The following is a 14,677-nucleotide window of genomic DNA, read 5'->3' as shown; positions in this document are numbered from 1 at the left end:
AACGTCACACCGCGTTCTCGGCGGTCCCCGTGGGGCTGATCCCCTGGAGGATCTCGTCCATCAGGGCCGGATCCGGGGCCTCCGCGCTGTCGTCGAAGCCGAAGAGCACGACGCTGTAGACGCCGTCCACCACCGCGCCGCCGGCCACCGCGGGGAACGCCACCACCTGGGACCAGCCCGGCGTCCCCGTCTCCGGGGTGACGTACCAGCGCAGCAGGTACCCCTCCTGCCCCAGCACCTCCACCCGCTCGGCCCGCTCCTCGGTGTACTCCGGGTCGCTCTCCCCCATCGAGGAGGCGACGAACTCCGGCATCACGGTCTCCGCCGCCGCCTCGGGATCCGGCGCCGAGGTGGCCCCGGTGTACACCAGCGCGCGCACGCAGCCGTCCTCGGACAGCTCGCACTCGTAGCTGCCGGTGGACATCGAGGCGTAGCCGTCCGAGGAGGTGGACCCCGTCCACCCCTCCGGCAGCGGCACCGCGAAGCCGCTCACCTCGTCGGTGATGGTCGAGCTGCCGTCCGGCGCGCCGGTGGACTGCTCGGGGGTGGGCTGCCCCATGCCCTGCGCGTCCTCGCCCTGCGCGCCGCCGTCGGCGCTGCCACCGTCCTCCGGATCGGCCTCCTCGCCGCCTCCCCTGGGGCCGGCGCCGTCCTGGCCGTCCTGGGGCCACGGCTGCTCGCCCTCGCCGTCCGGTCCGGCCTGGGCGCCGCCGGAGGCCGGCGGGACGGGACCGGCGGCGGTGTCCTGGTCGCCGAGGACCTGCCCGAGGCCCACCGCGCCGGCCACCACGACGACGCCGGCGGTCGCCAGCGCCACGATCAGCGGCCAGCGTCGGCGGGGCCGTCCGGCCGGCAGCGGGTGACCGGCGTACCCGGGCGGCCAGGCGCCGGTGGCCGCGCCGGCCTGGCCCCACTGGCCGGTCGGGGCGGGCCCCGCGGGCGGTGGGAAGGGCGGGGCGTAACCGGTCGGCGGCGGGCCCCAGCCCGGCGCCGCGGCCCCGACGGGGGCCGGAGCACCCGCGGGCGCCGGGGGGCCCGCCGGAGCGGCGGGGGCGGCCCACGGCTCGGGAGCGGGCGGCGCGGCCTTGGCCTCGGCGTCGGGGACCGGTGGTCGATCGCGCGGTTCCGGCTGGCCGGGCGGCTCGGCGGAGGAGGAAGGCGTGGCGTTCACACCTGCGAAAGTACCCGCCCTTTTCGGCCCCGACCAAGGGGACGGTGAATATCCGGGTCCGTTTACCCGGGATTCTCATGTAATTCTTATCGGCAATTCCTTACACGGTTCCCACCACCGGCCCCGCCGCGCCCCGTGCCGTGCCGCGCCGCGCCCGCCCCGCCGCGCCCTACCCGCGCTCGGCGAGCCGTCGGGCGGCGGAACGGGTGTGGGCGGCGATGGCGCTCTCGTCCGCGGTGACCAGGTGGCCGTCCTCCACCACCGGCCGGCCGTTCACCAGCGACAGGGTGATCGGCGCCGCCGCGCCGAGCACCAGTGCCGCGACCGGGTCGGCGATGCTGGCGTGCAGCAGGCCGTCCACCTTCCACAGCACCAGGTCGGCGAGCTTGCCGGGTTCGATGGAGCCCAGTTCCCGGTCCCGGCCGAGCACCCGGGCGCCGCCCATGGTGCCGAGCCGCAGCGCCTGCCGCACGGTCAGCGCCTCCGGGCCGGCGCCGAGCCGCGCCACCAGCACCGCGTTGCGCAGTTCGGTGCCCAGTTCCCCCGATTCGTTGGAGGCCGCGCCGTCCACGCCCAGGCCGACCGGGACGCCCGCCGCCAGCATGGCCGGGACCCGGGCGGTGCCGGCGGCCAGCCGCGCGTTGGAGGAGGGGCAGTGGGCCACCCCCGTGCCGGTGCGGGCGAACGCGGCGATGTCGGAGTCGGACATGTGGACGCAGTGCGCCATCCACACGTCCTCGCCCAGCCAGCCGGTCGACTCCAGGTAGTCGGTGGGCCCCAGGCCGAACCGCTCGATGCAGAAACGTTCCTCCTCCACGGTCTCCGAGCCGTGGGTGTGCAGCCGCACGCCCTTGCGGCGGGCCAGCACCGCGGCCTCCTTGAGCAGGTCGGTGGTGACCGAGAAGGGGGAGCAGGGGGCGACGGCCACCCGCAGCATCGAGTCCGGCGAGGCGTCGTGCCAGCGGTCGATCGCCTCCTCCGTGGCGAGCAGGGCGTCCTCGGTGGACTCCACCGCGAAGTCCGGGGGCAGCCCGCCACGGGAGCGCCCCAGGTCCATCGACCCCCGGCAGGCGGTGAACCGGACGCCGAGTTCGGCCGCCGCCTCGATCTCGGCGCCCAGGCAGTCCCCGCCGTCCCGGGGGAAGACGTAGTGGTGGTCGGAGGCGGTGGTGCATCCGGACAGCGCGAGCGCGGCCAGCGAACCGCGCGCGGCGGCGTGGGTGAGCTCGGCGTCGATCCGGGCCCACGTGGGGTACAGCGCGACGAGCCAGTCGAAGAGGTTGGAGTTCTGGGCCAGGCCCCGGGTGATCCACTGGTAGAAGTGGTGGTGGGTGTTGACCAGGCCCGGGGTGAGCAGGTGCCCCTCGGCGTCGATCCGCCGCGTCACCCCGGGCAGGTCGCGCGGCGCCGGGCCGTCGCCGACCGCCTCGACGCGGTTGCCGGCCACCACCACGTGGCCCCGGGCGTACTCGGTGCCCCGGGCGTCGACCGTCGCCACGGCGCAGTTCTCGATGACGATCCGCCCCAGCGGGGCCTGCGGGCTGTTCATGCGGGACTCCTGACCTCGAGGGCCGCCGCGGGGCGGCGGTGCGGGCGGGGTGGGTCGGGGTGGATGGGGCCGTCGGTGGCGCTGAGCGGCCGGCCGCTGCCGCCGCGCCGGTCGGCGACGATCTCGGCGGCGATGGCCACGGCGGTCTCCTCCGGGGTGCGGGCGCCCAGGTCCAGCCCGATGGGCGAGCGCAGCCGGTCGAGCTCGGCCGGGGACAGCCCGGCCTCGCGCAGGGCCGCCACACGCTGGCCGTGCGTGCGGCGGGAGCCCATCGCGCCGACGTAGCCGACCGGCAGGCGCAGCGCCGTCTCCAGCAGCGGGACGTCGAACTTGGCGTCGTGGGTGAGCACCACCACGGCGGTGCGGCCGTCCAACGCCCCCGGCCGGTCGGCGAGGGCGGCGAGGTGGCGGTGCGGCCAGTCGACCACCACCTCGTCGGCCTCCGGGAAGCGGGCGCGGGTGGCGAAGACCGGCCGGGCGTCGCACACCGTCACCGCGAAGCCGAGCAGCCGCCCGGCGCGCACCATGGCGGCGGCGAAGTCGACGGCGCCGTAGACCAGCATGCGGGGGGCCGGCACGGCTGTCTCCACCAGCAGGGTGAGGGTGGGGCCGCACTCCGGCGAATCCCCCTCGGCGGCCGGCCCCGCGCCGCCGTCGGACGCCACGTCCGGCGGCAGCGGGATCCGCGCGGTGTCGGCCCCGCCCCGGTCCAGCAGGGCGGCGGCGTGCCCGGCCGCCGCCCGGTCCAGCACCGGCGAACCGAGGGTGCCGGTCACCCGGAAGGCCCCCCAGGACGCCTCCGCGCCCTCCGTGACCGCTGCCGAGGGCGCCGGGGGCTCCGGGTCGTCCGTGGGCCCCGGGCCGGTGGCCGGACGGAGCAGCAGGGCCCGGCCCAGCAGCGCCGCGGGGCCGTCCACCACCCGGGCCAGGGCGGCGGGCCGGCCGGCCGCCACCTGACCGGCCCACGCCCGCAGCACCGGCGCGGCCTCCCCCACCTCCCCGGCCGCCCCGCCGTCCACGGAGGGCTCCGGCCGGACCGGCTGGACGAAGACCTCGATGACGCCGCCGCAGCTCAGCCCCACGGCGAAGGCGTCCTCGTCGCTGAAACCGAACCGGGCGCGCGCCGGGCGGCCGGTGTCCATCGCCTCCCGGCACAGCTCGTACACGGCGCCCTCCACACAGCCACCGGAGACCGAACCGATGGCCGTGCCGTCCTGGTGCACCGCCAGCGCCGCCCCCGGATCCCGTGGCGCGCTCCCGGAGGTGCCGACCACCGTGGCCACCGCGAAGGGACGGCCCCGGTCCCACCAGTGGACCAGGTCACGGGCGATGTCGAGCACGAGCGGGCCTCCTTCGTCGATCGAGCGGCGCGGCGGGCGCCCCTCACAGTCCGAGGATGTGCTCCGGGCGGACCGGTACCCGGGTGAGCGCCCGCCCCGTCGCGGCCCGGATCGCCGCCACCACCGCGGGCGTGGAGGAGAGCGTCGGCGCCTCGCCGACCCCGCGCAGCCCGTACGGCGCGTGCGGATCGGCCAGTTCCAGGATCTCCACCCGCATCGGCGGCATGTCCAGGAAGGTCGGGATGAGGTAGTCGGTGAAGGACGGGTTGCGCACCCGGCCCTCGTCGGAGACCAGGATCTCCTCCATCACGGCCAGGCCCAGGCCCTGCGCCGTGCCGCCGTGGATCTGCCCCTCGACCGACTTCGGGTTCAGCGCCCGCCCCACGTCCTGGGCGGCCGCCATCTCCACCACCTTCACCAGCCCCAGCTCGGTGTCCACCTCCACCACCGCGCGGTGCGCGCAGAAGGAGTACTGCACGTGCCCGAAGCCCTGCCCGGTGCGCAGGTCGAACGGCTCGGTCCGGCGGTGGTGGTGCTCCCGGGTCAGGTCGATCGCGTCCGAGCCCAGCACCTCCGCCAGCGACGCCAGCGGCCTGCCCTCGGCGGTGACCACCTTCCCACCCTCCAGGAACAGCCCGGTGTCGTCGGTCCCCCACAGCGGCGAGGTGCCCCCGAGCCGCTCCCGGCCCAGCCGCAGCACCTCCGCGCGCACCGCCTCGCAGGCGAGCTTGACCGCGCCGCCGGTCATGTAGGTCTGCCGGGAGGCGGAGGTGGAGCCGGCCGAACCGACCCGGGTGTCCGCCGGGTGGATCGTCACCCGCTCCACGCCCAGCTCGGTGCGGACGATCTGCCCGTGCACCGTGACGCCGCCCTGGCCCACCTCCGCCATCGCGGTGTGCACCATGGCGACCGGCTCCCCGCCGATCATCTCCAGGCGGACCCGTGCCGTGGAGTAGTCGTCGAACCCCTCCGAGAAGCCGACGTTCTTTATCCCCACGGCGTAGCCGACGCCGCGCACCACGCCCTCGCCGTGGGTGGTGTTGGACAGGCCGCCGGGCAGCGCCCGGACGTCCACCGCCCCGGCGCCGCCGTCCGGGCCGCCGTCGCCCACCACCGCCCCGGGCAGCCAGGGGCGCTCCGGCGGCAGCGGCATCTCCTTGACCCGGCGCAGCAACTCGGCCACCGGGGCCGGGGCGTCGATCACCTGCCCGGTGGGCATCACCGACCCCTGCGAGACGGCGTTGCGCCGCCGCAGCTCCACCGGATCCATCCCCAGCTCCGCGGCCAGCCTGTCCATCTGGGACTCGTACGCGAAGCAGGCCTGCACCGCGCCGAAGCCGCGCATGGCCCCGCACGGCGGGTTGTTGGTGTAGAGGCCGACCGCCTCCACCTCCACGTTGTCCACCTCGTACGGCCCGACGCCGAGCGACGCCGCGTTGCCCACCACGGCCGGCGTGCTGGAGGCGTAGGCCCCGCCGTCCAGCACGATCCGCGCCGCGACGTAGAGCAGACGGCCGTCCCGGGTCGCCCCGTGCTCGTAGCTGAGCTTCGCCGGGTGCCGGTGCACATGGCCGAAGAACGACTCCTCGCGGGAGTAGACGATCTTCACCGGGCGGCCGGTGCGCAGCGCCAGCAGGCAGGCGTGCGCCTGCATCGAGAGGTCCTCGCGGGCGCCGAACGCCCCGCCCACGCCGGACAGCGTCAGGCGCACCTTCTCCGGCGGCAGGCCCAGCACCGGCGCGAGCTGGTCGCGGTCCACGTGCAGCCACTGGGTGGCGATGTACAGGTCCACGCCGCCGTCCTCGGCCGGCACCGCGAGGCCGGACTCGGGCCCGAGGAACGCCTGGTCCTGCATGCCCACCTCGTAGTCGCCGCGCACCACCACGTCGGCCGCGGCGCGGGCCGCGGCGACGTCGCCGCGCCGGATCGGCTGCCGGTGGACGATGTTCGGGTGGGGGACGTGCCGGGAGTGCCGGTCCGTGCGCCCCGGGTGGAGCACCGCCGCGTCGGGGGCCGTGGCGGTCGCCTCGTCGACGATCGGTTCCAGCTCCACGTACTCCACCCGGATGCGCTCCGCGGCCCGCCGGGCCGTCTCCGGGTGGTCCGCGGCCACCAGGGCCACCGGCTCGCCGTGGAACCGCACCCGTCCGATGGCCAGCACCGGCTGGTCCGCGATCTCCAGGCCGTAGTGCGTCTTGGCGGGCAGGTCCTCGTGGGTGAGCACCGCGTGCACGCCCGGCACCCGCAGCGCCCCAGTGGTGTCGATGGAGCGGATCTCGGCGTGGGCGTGCGGGCTGCGCAGGGTGAAGCCCCACAGCATGTCCTCGGCCCACAGGTCGGAGGAGTAGGCGAACTCGCCGGTCACCTTCAGGGCGCCGTCCGGGCGCGGCGCGGAGGTGCCGATGCCGCCGGCCACGCCGGTGGTGATCCGGCTCGGGGTACGCGTCACCGCCATGCCGCTCAGCCCGCCTCTCCCGCGGGGGCGCCCCCGGCCTCGCCGGCCGCCGGCCCCGCCGCAGCACCCGGCGCGTCCGGGCCGCCGGCGGCCAGGCGCACCGCCTCCAGGATCTTCTCGTAGCCGGTGCAGCGGCACAGGTTGCCCGAGAGCGCCTCGCGCACGTCCGCGTCCGACGGCCGCGGGACGCGCTCCAGCAGTTCGTCCACCGCCACCAGCAGACCGGGCGTGCAGAAGCCGCACTGCACCGCGCCCGCGTCGACGAAGGCCCGCTGCACCGGCGACAGCCCGGACGCCGTCCCCAGCCCCTCCACCGTCTCCACCGCGCGGTCCTGCGCCTGCCCCGCGGCGACCAGGCAGGCGCACACCGGGACGCCGTCCAGGCGCACCGTGCAGGAGCCGCACTCGCCCTGCTCGCAGGCGTTCTTCGCGCCCGGCAGGCCCAGCCGCTCGCGCAGCACGTACAGCAGGCTCTCGCCCTCCCACACGTCGTCGGCCTCGAGCCGACGACCGTTGACGGTGAAGCTCACGCGCATCGATCGGTCCTCCGGTACTCGTCCCAGGTCCAGCCCACGGTGCGGCGGGCCATCACGGCGAGGGCCCGCCGCCGGTAGGCCGCGCTGCCCCGCACGTCGTCGATCGGGCTCGCCGCCCGCGGCACCAGCTCGGCGAAGCGGGCCGCCACCTCCGGCGGCAGCGCCCCGCGCCCCTCCCACAGGCCGGCCTCTTCCAGGGCGCCGGCGAGGAACTCCTCCGCCTCCCGGGCCCGCACCGGCGTCGGCGCCGCCGACCCGATGCCGGTGCGCACCGTGCGGGTGCGCGGGTGCAGCGCCACCGAGAACGCGCAGACCGCGATCACCATCGCGTTGCGGGTCCCCACCTTGGAGAACTGCTGCGGCCCGTCGGCCCGGGCGACGTGCACCGCGGCGATGAGCTCGTCCGGCGCCAGCGCGTTCCGCTTCACGCCGGTGTAGAAGTCGTCGATGGGGATGCGGCGCACCCCGCGCACGGAGGCCACCTCGACCTCGGCGCCCGCCGCCAGCAGCGCCGGATGCGAGTCGCCGGCGGGCGAGGCCGCGCCCAGGTTGCCGCCGACGGTGCCGCGGTTGCGGATCTGCGGCGAGCCGACCGTGTGCGCGGCCAGCGCCAGCGCGGGCAGCGCCCCGCGCAGCTCCCGGACGATCCGCGCGTAGGGGACGGCCGCCCCCAGCCGCACGCCGTCGTCGGTGGTCTCCCACTCGCGCAGCTCGGCGATCCGCCCCAGGTCGAGCAGCGCCTCGGGGCGGCGCCGGTCGAAGTTGAGCTCGACCATCACGTCCGTTCCGCCGGCGATCGGGAGCGCCGCGGGGTGCTCGGCCTTGGCGGCGAGCGCCTCCTCCCAGGTGGCCGGCCGCAGGAAGTCCATGCGGGGTGCGCCCTCCTTGTCCTCGCGGGATCGTGTCCGTGGACCGCGGGTGCGCCGCGCGTCCGTCCGTCGTGCCTTCGTACGAGCGGGTCCGCGTGCCGCGGTGCGCCGGCGGGCGGTGGGGCCCGGGCGGCTGCCGTCACACTCAGTAAAGCGACCCGTCGGGCCGCGGCACATGCGGTGAACCGACGAATCGCCGCAGGGCCACCCTCCGGCGCGTTGTCGGTTCCTACGAAACGGTGCGCCGAACAGGCGCTCGATGGGCGACGGCGCCGTGACGACCGTGTGAACGCGCGGGAACGGGGCCACCGCGCCTTCGTGCGGACGTCCGAGCCGGAGGTAGGGTCGGCCCGTCCCCGGCGTCTTCCCGGTGTGTCCCCCCGGGACGGAAGGAGGTCCGGATGCGGCTCGCGGCCCTGCTGGAGGAGCCGGCGCTGCAGCTGCGGCTGGTCGTCGGGGCGGAGGAACTGGACCGGGCGGTGCGCTCCGTCATGGTCACCGACCTGCGCAACCCCGGCCGCTACCTCCGCGGCGGCGAACTGGTGCTCAGCGGGCTGCGCTGGCACAGCGCCCCGGAGGACTCCGAGGAGTTCGTGCGCATCCTCGCCGAGTGCGGGGTCGCCGCGCTGGCCGCTGGGGAGGCCGAGGTCGGCCCGCCGCCGCAGGACCTGGTGGACGCCTGCCGCCGGCACCGGCTGCCGCTGCTGACCGTGCCCGAGGCGGTGGCGTTCGCCAGCGTGTCGGAGTTCGTCATCCGGCGGACGTCGGCGGAGCGCGCCGCCGACCTCGCCGCCGTCGTCGAGCGGCACCGCATGCTGCTGTCGGCCCCGTTCGGCGGTGGGGTGGCCGCCGTGCTCCGGCTGCTCGCCGCCGACCTCGACCTGCGCTGCTGGGTGCTCACCGCCACCGGGCTGTGCGTCGCCGGCCCCGGCGACCAGGCCCCCGAACCGGTGGCTGGAGTGCACCCGGCGGAGGCGCCCGGCACCCCCGTGGTGTCCCGCCGCGGACCGACCGGCGTGCGCCTGGCCCGGGCCTACCTGGACGCCGAGTACTCCGGCCGGCCGGCCCCCCACCCGGCCCGCAGTCACGGCCGTAGCTACGCGCTGGTGCCGGTCCCCGCCCCCGGGAACCTGCCCAACCCCAGGAACCTCCCCGACCCCGGAATCCTGCCCGACCCCTCCCGGCCGGGCGGCCGCCCACGCCCCCGGCCGGGACGCGCCGGCCGACCCGACTGGCGGCTCACCGGCGACTGGTTCCTCGCCGTCGAGGGCGATCCCGCCGAGTGGTCCGAGCAGCGCGTCCGCCTGGTCGGCGGCGTCGCCGAACTGGCCGCCGCGGAACGCGCCCGGCGGGAGGAGCACCGGCTCCCGCGCCGCCGGCTGGCCCGCCAGGTGGTCACCCTGCTCGCCGCCGACGCGGACCCGGCCGAACTCGCCGTGCGCGTCGCCGCCTCCGGCGCACGGATCGGCCACCCGGCCGCCGGCGGCACGCCGTGGCTGGTGATATCCGCCACGGCGCAGGCCACCGGCTTCCCCGCCCCCTCCGCGGACGCCCTCCGGGACCTGCTGGAGGACGCCCTGGCCGACCTCCCCGGCCCGGTTCTGGTCGGCACCGCCACCCCACCCGCCCCACCGGCGCCGCACGCCGCCACCCGGTCGGCCGTGCCGGCGGGCGCCACCGCCGGCACGACCACGGACGCCCCCACTGCCCCGGGCGCCCCGACGGGCCCCGGCACGCCGTCCCCCTCGGCGGCGACGGCCCCGCCGCTCACCGTGTCCGGGGGCGGCGAGTGCCTGGCCCTGGTGCCCCTCCCCGGCGGATCCGACACCCCCGCCGAGGCCGCGCCGGACGACGCGCGGGACACCGGCGCGCTGGACGCCGGCGCGCTGGAGGAGCGGCTGCGCCCACTGGAGAACGCCCTGGGCGCCACCGGCCGGCTGATCGCCGGCGTGAGCGGCGCCGTCGTGGACGTCGAGGCGCTGCGCGGGGCGCTGGAGGAGGCCCGCTACGCCAGGCGGGTCGCGGCGACCCGGCCCGGCCGGGTCTGCGTCGCCGGCCACGACGAACTGGCCTCCCACGTGCTGCTGCTCCCCGGGGCCTCCGAGGAGGTGCGGCGCAGCTTCCGCCGGAGCCTGGTTGAGCCGTTGGAGCGCTACGACGCCCAGCACCGCTCCGAGCTGCTGCCCACCCTGGCGGCCTTCCTCGACTGCGACGGCTCCTGGACCCGCACCGCCGCCCGGCTGCACGTGCACGTGAACACCCTGCGCTACCGGGTCTCCCGGATCGAACGCCTCACCGGACGGGACCTGGCCCGGCTGGAGGACAAGGTGGACTTCTTCCTGGCGCTCCGGATGCGGTGAGCCGCCGACGGACCGGCCCCCACAGCCCCACCAGCTCTCACCGGCACCACCGGCCCCGCGCCGCACCTCACTGGAAGGCGGTGCGCTCCAGCCAGTACTCCAGCAGCGCCGTCCGGCCGGTGACCTCCAGGCGCGGATCGTCCGCGGGCAACCGGCGGGTGAGCACCAGCAGCACCTGCTCCGCCGTGCCGCGCAGCACCACGTCCGCCTCACCGCCGCCGCGCTCCCACACCACCCCGTCCGGGGTGCGGGTGATCAGCCAGCCGCCGTCCGGGGCGACGTCGCGGGCGCTCAGCAGCATCCGCTCGCCGTGGCCGCGCAGTTCGGCCAGCTCCGGCTTGGCCGCCAGCGCCCAGGGCTCCGAGGCGAAGCCCAGCGCCTCGTCCACGCCGTCCGCCGCCAGGTCCGCGGGAATCCCGTAGGCCCGGCCGGTGGTGAGGGCGGCGTCGGCGGTGTGGACGGCCGTGTCGTGCAGCATCCGGCGCACCCAGAAGCCGGGGTGTGCCGGGCCGGTGAACGTCCACACGGCGACGCCCGGCCCGGCGTCCCGCACCGCCGCCAGCAGCGCCTCGGCTCCCTCGCACAGCCAGTCGGGCCACCGGCCGGTCTCCACCGGCGGTTCCCTGTCCGGCACCGCCTCGAACGGCAGCGGCTCGGCGGCCCGCCGCTCCACCAGGGTCGCGGCCCAGCGGTGGGCCCGGCCGACGTGGGCGACGAGGTCGGTGAGGGTCCACTCCGGGCAGGTCGGCACCGGCAGCGCCGGGTCGGCGTCCCGGACGGCCTCGGCGAGGACGGCCGTCTGCTCCCGGAGGCCGGTGGCCAGCCGGGCGCCGTCCGGCCGCCCGGGGTGCCCCGGCCGTCCCGGCGTCTCCCGCTGTGCCGACTGTCCCGCCTGTCCCGGCTGTTCCATCTCTCCCGGCTGTCCCGGTCGTGCCGGCTGTCCCATGGCTCCTCCTCGGTGGGGTCCGTCCGCGGCACCGTAGGACCTCCCCCCTGGGGGAGGTTCAAGCGCCGGCGGTCCGGATCCCGCGGACGAGCCAGCGGGACCGGCGCGGGTCAGCGGACCGGGAACAGGCCCAGGCCGTGGGAGGCCCGGCGGAGCACGGTGGAGCCGTGCGGGGTGCGCAGCCGGAGCCAGCTTCCGGCCCCCAGCAGCACGACGGCCGGCGACGGCCCCGTCCACCCCGTGCCGCCGGCGGGTGCCCCGTCCCGGCCGGTGCCGGGGGCGGGAACACCGGGAGCCGCCGGTCCGAGGAAGCCGAGCGCCTGCGCGGCGTGGGCGAGCCGCAGCGGGAAGCCCTCCGGGGCGGGGGTGCCGTTCGCGCCGGGAGCGGCCGCGCCGGGCGGTCGTGCGGCGACGGCCACGGTCCGCGACCAGATCTCCTCCCCCACCCGGTCCAGCACGGCGCGGGTGCGCTGCCCCTCGGCCAGGGCCTCGGTGCGGGCCCGGAAGTCGGCGACGCCGCGGGCCACCTCGGCCCGCAGCTCGGGCAGCGGCAGGACGGCCAGTTCGCGCCAGCCCGACCGGGGCGGCAGCACGCCCGCCCAGGACGCCCCGGTGACCTGCCGGGGCACCGCCAGCTCCGGGGCCTGAGCCGACGCGGCGGTTCCCACGGCGCCGGCCGTGCCCTCGGACGCCGTGGCGGCGCCCGCCCCCGCGGCGGGCTCGTCCAGCGGGAGGGCGTGCAGCAGTTCGCCGGCGGAGACCGTGGTGTCCAGTTCGCCCGCGCCCGGGGCCAGGGTCGCGGCGCGCACCGCGAGCACGCCGAACGGCGTGTTGCCGAAGAGCGCGAGCACGCCGTCGGCGGCGCGCAGCCGCACGGCGGCGGCGCGGTCCCAGCGCACCAGGCGCCCCAGGTAGGCCGCGAGGCCCGCGGCCTCGGCCGGATCCGCCAGGCGCAGCACCCGCGTCATGCGCCGTCCCCGCCGCGCGTGGCCGGCACCGCGGCGGCCCCCGGTTCCGGTTCCCGCTCCGGCTCGGGCTCGGGCTCGGGCGACATGAAGCCGCGCAGGAAGGCCCGCTCCTCCTCGCTGAGCCGGCGCGGGCGGCCCTCGGTGAGGTCGTAGGGCACCAGGACCGAGCTGGCGCGGGCGTACACCAGGTCGCCGTCCTTGATCTCGTAGGCCAGGCTCATCGAGGCGTTGCCCAGCCGGGTGATCCAGGTCTCGATGGTGACCGGCTCGGGGCGGTGCACCAGCGGCCGCAGGTAGTCGATCTCGTGCCGGGCGACCACGATGCCGGAGGCCAGCCCCTTGGCCCCCTCCCGGGACGCCAGGGTGAACATGAAGTCGACCCGCGCCTCCTCCAGGTAGCGGAGGTAGACCACGTTGTTCACGTGCTGGAAGGCGTCCATGTCGGACCAGCGGATCGGGCAGGCGTAGACGTGGCGGGACATCGTGGCGCGGTTTCCCCTCGACGACGGTGGTGGGTGTGATCGCGACCGGTGCGGTCCCGATCGGGCAGGACGACCCTACGCACCGTGGTCCCGGCGGACTGCCGCCGGGACCACGGTCGTCCCCTCCCCACCGCGCCGGTGAGGTGGGCGGGGACCAGGTCAGTCGCGCTTGAGCTTCTTGTAGGTGGCGCGGTGCGGACGGGCCGCGTCCGGGCCGAGCCGCTCGATCTTGTTCTTCTCGTAGGACTCGAAGTTGCCCTCGAACCAGAACCACTTGGAGTCGCCCTCGTAGGCGAGGATGTGCGTCGCCACGCGGTCGAGGAACCAGCGGTCGTGGGAGACGACCACGGCGCAGCCGGGGAAGTCCAGCAGGGCGTTCTCCAGGGAGGAGAGCGTCTCGACGTCGAGGTCGTTGGTCGGCTCGTCCAGCAGCAGCAGGTTGCCGCCCTGCTTCAGGGTCAGGGCGAGGTTGAGCCGGTTGCGCTCGCCGCCGGAGAGGATGCCGGCCGGCTTCTGCTGGTCCGGGCCCTTGAAGCCGAACGCGGAGACGTAGGCGCGCGAGGGCATCTCGACCTGGCCGACGTTGATGTAGTCCAGGCCGTCGGAGACGACCTGCCACAGCGTCTTGTCGGGGTCGATGTTGGCGCGGGTCTGGTCGACGTAGGAGATGCGGACGGTCTCGCCGACCTTGATCTCGCCGGTGTCCGGGGTCTCCTGGCCGATCAGCATCTTGAACAGGGTCGTCTTGCCGGCGCCGTTCGGGCCGATCACGCCGACGATGCCGTTGCGCGGCAGGCTGAAGCTCAGCCCGTCGATGAGCTGCTTGTCGCCGAACGCCTTGCGCAGGTCGTTGACCTCGACGACGACGTTGCCCAGGCGCGGGCCCGGCGGGATCTGGATCTCCTCGAAGTCCAGCTTCCGCATCTTGTCCGCCTCGGCCGCCATCTCCTCGTAGCGGGCCAGACGGGCCTTGGACTTGGCCTGGCGGCCCTTGGCGTTGGAGCGGACCCACTCCAGCTCTTCCTTGAGCCGCTTCTGCCGCTTGGCGTCCTTCTGGCCCTCGACCTTCAGACGGGCGGCCTTGGTCTCCAGGTAGGTGGAGTAGTTGCCCTCGTAGCCGTGCACGCGGCCGCGGTCGACCTCGGCGATCCACTGGGCGACGTTGTCCAGGAAGTAGCGGTCGTGGGTGACGGCGACGACGGTGCCGGCGTACTTCTCCAGGTGCTGCTCCAGCCACTGGACGGACTCGGCGTCCAGGTGGTTGGTGGGCTCGTCGAGGAGCAGCAGGTCGGGCGCCTCCAGCAGCAGCTTGCAGAGCGCGACGCGGCGCTTCTCGCCACCGGAGAGGTTGGTCACCGGCCAGTCGCCGGGCGGGCAGCCCAGCGCGTCCATGGCCTGCTCCAGCTGGGAGTCCAGGTCCCAGGCGTTGGCGTGGTCGAGCTGCTCCTGGAGCTTGCCCATCTCCTCCAGCAGGGCGTCGGAGTAGTCGGTGGCCATCGCCTCGGCGATCTCGTTGAAGCGATCGAGCTTGGCCTTGGTCTCCTTCACGCCGTCCTGGACGTTCTCCAGGACGGTGCGGGACTCGTCGAGCGGCGGCTCCTGGAGCAGGATGCCGACCGTGTAGCCGGGGGCGAGGAAGGCGTCGCCGTTGGAGGGCTGCTCGAGGCCGGCCATGATCTTCAGCACGGTGGACTTGCCCGCGCCGTTGGGGCCGACGACGCCGATCTTCGCTCCGGGGAGGAAGTTGAGCGACACGTCGTCGAGGATCACCTTGTCGCCGTGCGCCTTGCGCGCCTTGCGCATGGTGTAGATGTACTCAGCCAAGAGGAACCGTCCGGCGTCGTTGTCAGCTAGGTCAGGGAGCCTCCATCTTGCCGCACTGCCGGGGCCCGGGTCACACGCCGCCGGATCGGGCGGTGAGGCGGAACGCGCGAAGGCCCGGAATCCCTGGGGGGATTCCGGGCCTTCGCCCTGTCGCCGCCCCGCCGCCGCCCCGACCGG

11 protein-coding genes are annotated in these 14,677 nt (G+C 76.0%); 1 reads left to right on the top strand and 10 read right to left on the bottom strand.

The genetic code is table 11. The annotated features are described in order from the left end of the window. Positions 1–4: 4 nt before the first annotated feature. From FHU37_RS26635 to FHU37_RS26610, 6 genes are all read right to left on the bottom strand, one after another. Entirely contained in the window at positions 5–1,171 is a 1,167-nt protein-coding gene (locus FHU37_RS26635; protein ID WP_179817177.1) for a hypothetical protein, read from the bottom strand. A 169-nt stretch (positions 1,172–1,340) separates the two neighbouring features. Beyond that, complete coding sequence (locus tag FHU37_RS26630) at positions 1,341–2,720, bottom strand: 8-oxoguanine deaminase (protein ID WP_179817176.1); 1,380 nt, start codon at positions 2,718–2,720, stop codon at positions 1,341–1,343. Then, entirely contained in the window at positions 2,717–4,060 is a 1,344-nt protein-coding gene (locus FHU37_RS26625) for an XdhC family protein (RefSeq protein ID WP_179817175.1), read from the bottom strand. Before FHU37_RS26625 ends, FHU37_RS26630 begins: the two co-directional genes overlap by 4 nt. Positions 4,061–4,103: 43 nt before the next feature. Continuing rightward, positions 4,104–6,515, bottom strand: coding sequence for a xanthine dehydrogenase subunit D (gene pucD / locus FHU37_RS26620; protein WP_179817174.1), 2,412 nt, complete (start codon positions 6,513–6,515; stop codon positions 4,104–4,106). A 5-nt stretch (positions 6,516–6,520) separates the two neighbouring features. Then, complete coding sequence (locus tag FHU37_RS26615) at positions 6,521–7,051, bottom strand: (2Fe-2S)-binding protein (protein WP_179817173.1); 531 nt, start codon at positions 7,049–7,051, stop codon at positions 6,521–6,523. Then, positions 7,042–7,920 carry an FAD binding domain-containing protein gene (locus FHU37_RS26610; protein WP_179817172.1) on the bottom strand — a complete coding sequence of 293 codons (879 nt, stop codon included), beginning with the start codon at positions 7,918–7,920 and terminating at the stop codon, positions 7,042–7,044. The genes FHU37_RS26615 and FHU37_RS26610 overlap by 10 nt, the downstream gene beginning before the upstream one ends. 401 nt (positions 7,921–8,321) lie before the next feature. Here FHU37_RS26610 and FHU37_RS26605 point away from each other — a divergent pair, with 401 nt between their 5' ends. Next, positions 8,322–10,280 carry a PucR family transcriptional regulator ligand-binding domain-containing protein gene (locus FHU37_RS26605; RefSeq protein ID WP_179817171.1) on the top strand — a complete coding sequence of 653 codons (1,959 nt, stop codon included), beginning with the start codon at positions 8,322–8,324 and terminating at the stop codon, positions 10,278–10,280. A gap of 67 nt (positions 10,281–10,347) precedes the next feature. On the opposite strand, the gene FHU37_RS26600 is transcribed toward FHU37_RS26605, so the two are convergent. The 4 genes from FHU37_RS26600 to ettA form a co-directional block, all read right to left on the bottom strand. Continuing rightward, positions 10,348–11,226 carry a maleylpyruvate isomerase family mycothiol-dependent enzyme gene (locus tag FHU37_RS26600; RefSeq protein ID WP_218904796.1) on the bottom strand — a complete coding sequence of 293 codons (879 nt, stop codon included), beginning with the start codon at positions 11,224–11,226 and terminating at the stop codon, positions 10,348–10,350. 110 nt (positions 11,227–11,336) lie between these two features. Then, the gene (locus tag FHU37_RS26595) at positions 11,337–12,194 is read right to left on the bottom strand and encodes a DUF8010 domain-containing protein (RefSeq protein WP_179817170.1); all 858 of its coding nucleotides are present in this window, start codon (positions 12,192–12,194) and stop codon (positions 11,337–11,339) included. Then, positions 12,191–12,676 carry an acyl-CoA thioesterase gene (locus FHU37_RS26590; RefSeq protein ID WP_179817169.1) on the bottom strand — a complete coding sequence of 162 codons (486 nt, stop codon included), beginning with the start codon at positions 12,674–12,676 and terminating at the stop codon, positions 12,191–12,193. Before FHU37_RS26590 ends, FHU37_RS26595 begins: the two co-directional genes overlap by 4 nt. A 159-nt stretch (positions 12,677–12,835) precedes the next feature. Continuing rightward, complete coding sequence (gene ettA / locus FHU37_RS26585) at positions 12,836–14,500, bottom strand: energy-dependent translational throttle protein EttA (RefSeq protein ID WP_179817168.1); 1,665 nt, start codon at positions 14,498–14,500, stop codon at positions 12,836–12,838. Between the last annotated feature and the right edge of the window lie 177 nt (positions 14,501–14,677).

This window comes from Allostreptomyces psammosilenae, from assembly GCF_013407765.1.
Lineage (GTDB): Bacteria > Actinomycetota > Actinomycetes > Streptomycetales > Streptomycetaceae > Allostreptomyces > Allostreptomyces psammosilenae.
This window is presented reverse-complemented; position numbering and strand designations above follow the sequence as displayed.

Bases quoted from the DNA above. Each gene is read 5' to 3' on its own strand.
- FHU37_RS26630 (WP_179817176.1), bottom strand. From the start codon at position 2,720: ATGAACAGCCCGCAGGCCCCGCTGGGGCGGATCGTCATCGAGAACTGC.
- FHU37_RS26610 (WP_179817172.1), bottom strand. From the start codon at position 7,920: ATGGACTTCCTGCGGCCGGCCACCTGGGAGGAGGCGCTCGCCGCCAAG.
- FHU37_RS26600 (WP_218904796.1), bottom strand. From the start codon at position 11,226: ATGGGACAGCCGGCACGACCGGGACAGCCGGGAGAGATGGAACAGCCG.
- FHU37_RS26595 (WP_179817170.1), bottom strand. From the start codon at position 12,194: ATGACGCGGGTGCTGCGCCTGGCGGATCCGGCCGAGGCCGCGGGCCTC.
- FHU37_RS26590 (WP_179817169.1), bottom strand. From the start codon at position 12,676: ATGTCCCGCCACGTCTACGCCTGCCCGATCCGCTGGTCCGACATGGAC.
- FHU37_RS26605 (WP_179817171.1), top strand. From the start codon at position 8,322: ATGCGGCTCGCGGCCCTGCTGGAGGAGCCGGCGCTGCAGCTGCGGCTG.
- FHU37_RS26615 (WP_179817173.1), bottom strand. From the start codon at position 7,051: ATGCGCGTGAGCTTCACCGTCAACGGTCGTCGGCTCGAGGCCGACGAC.
- pucD (WP_179817174.1), bottom strand. From the start codon at position 6,515: ATGGCGGTGACGCGTACCCCGAGCCGGATCACCACCGGCGTGGCCGGC.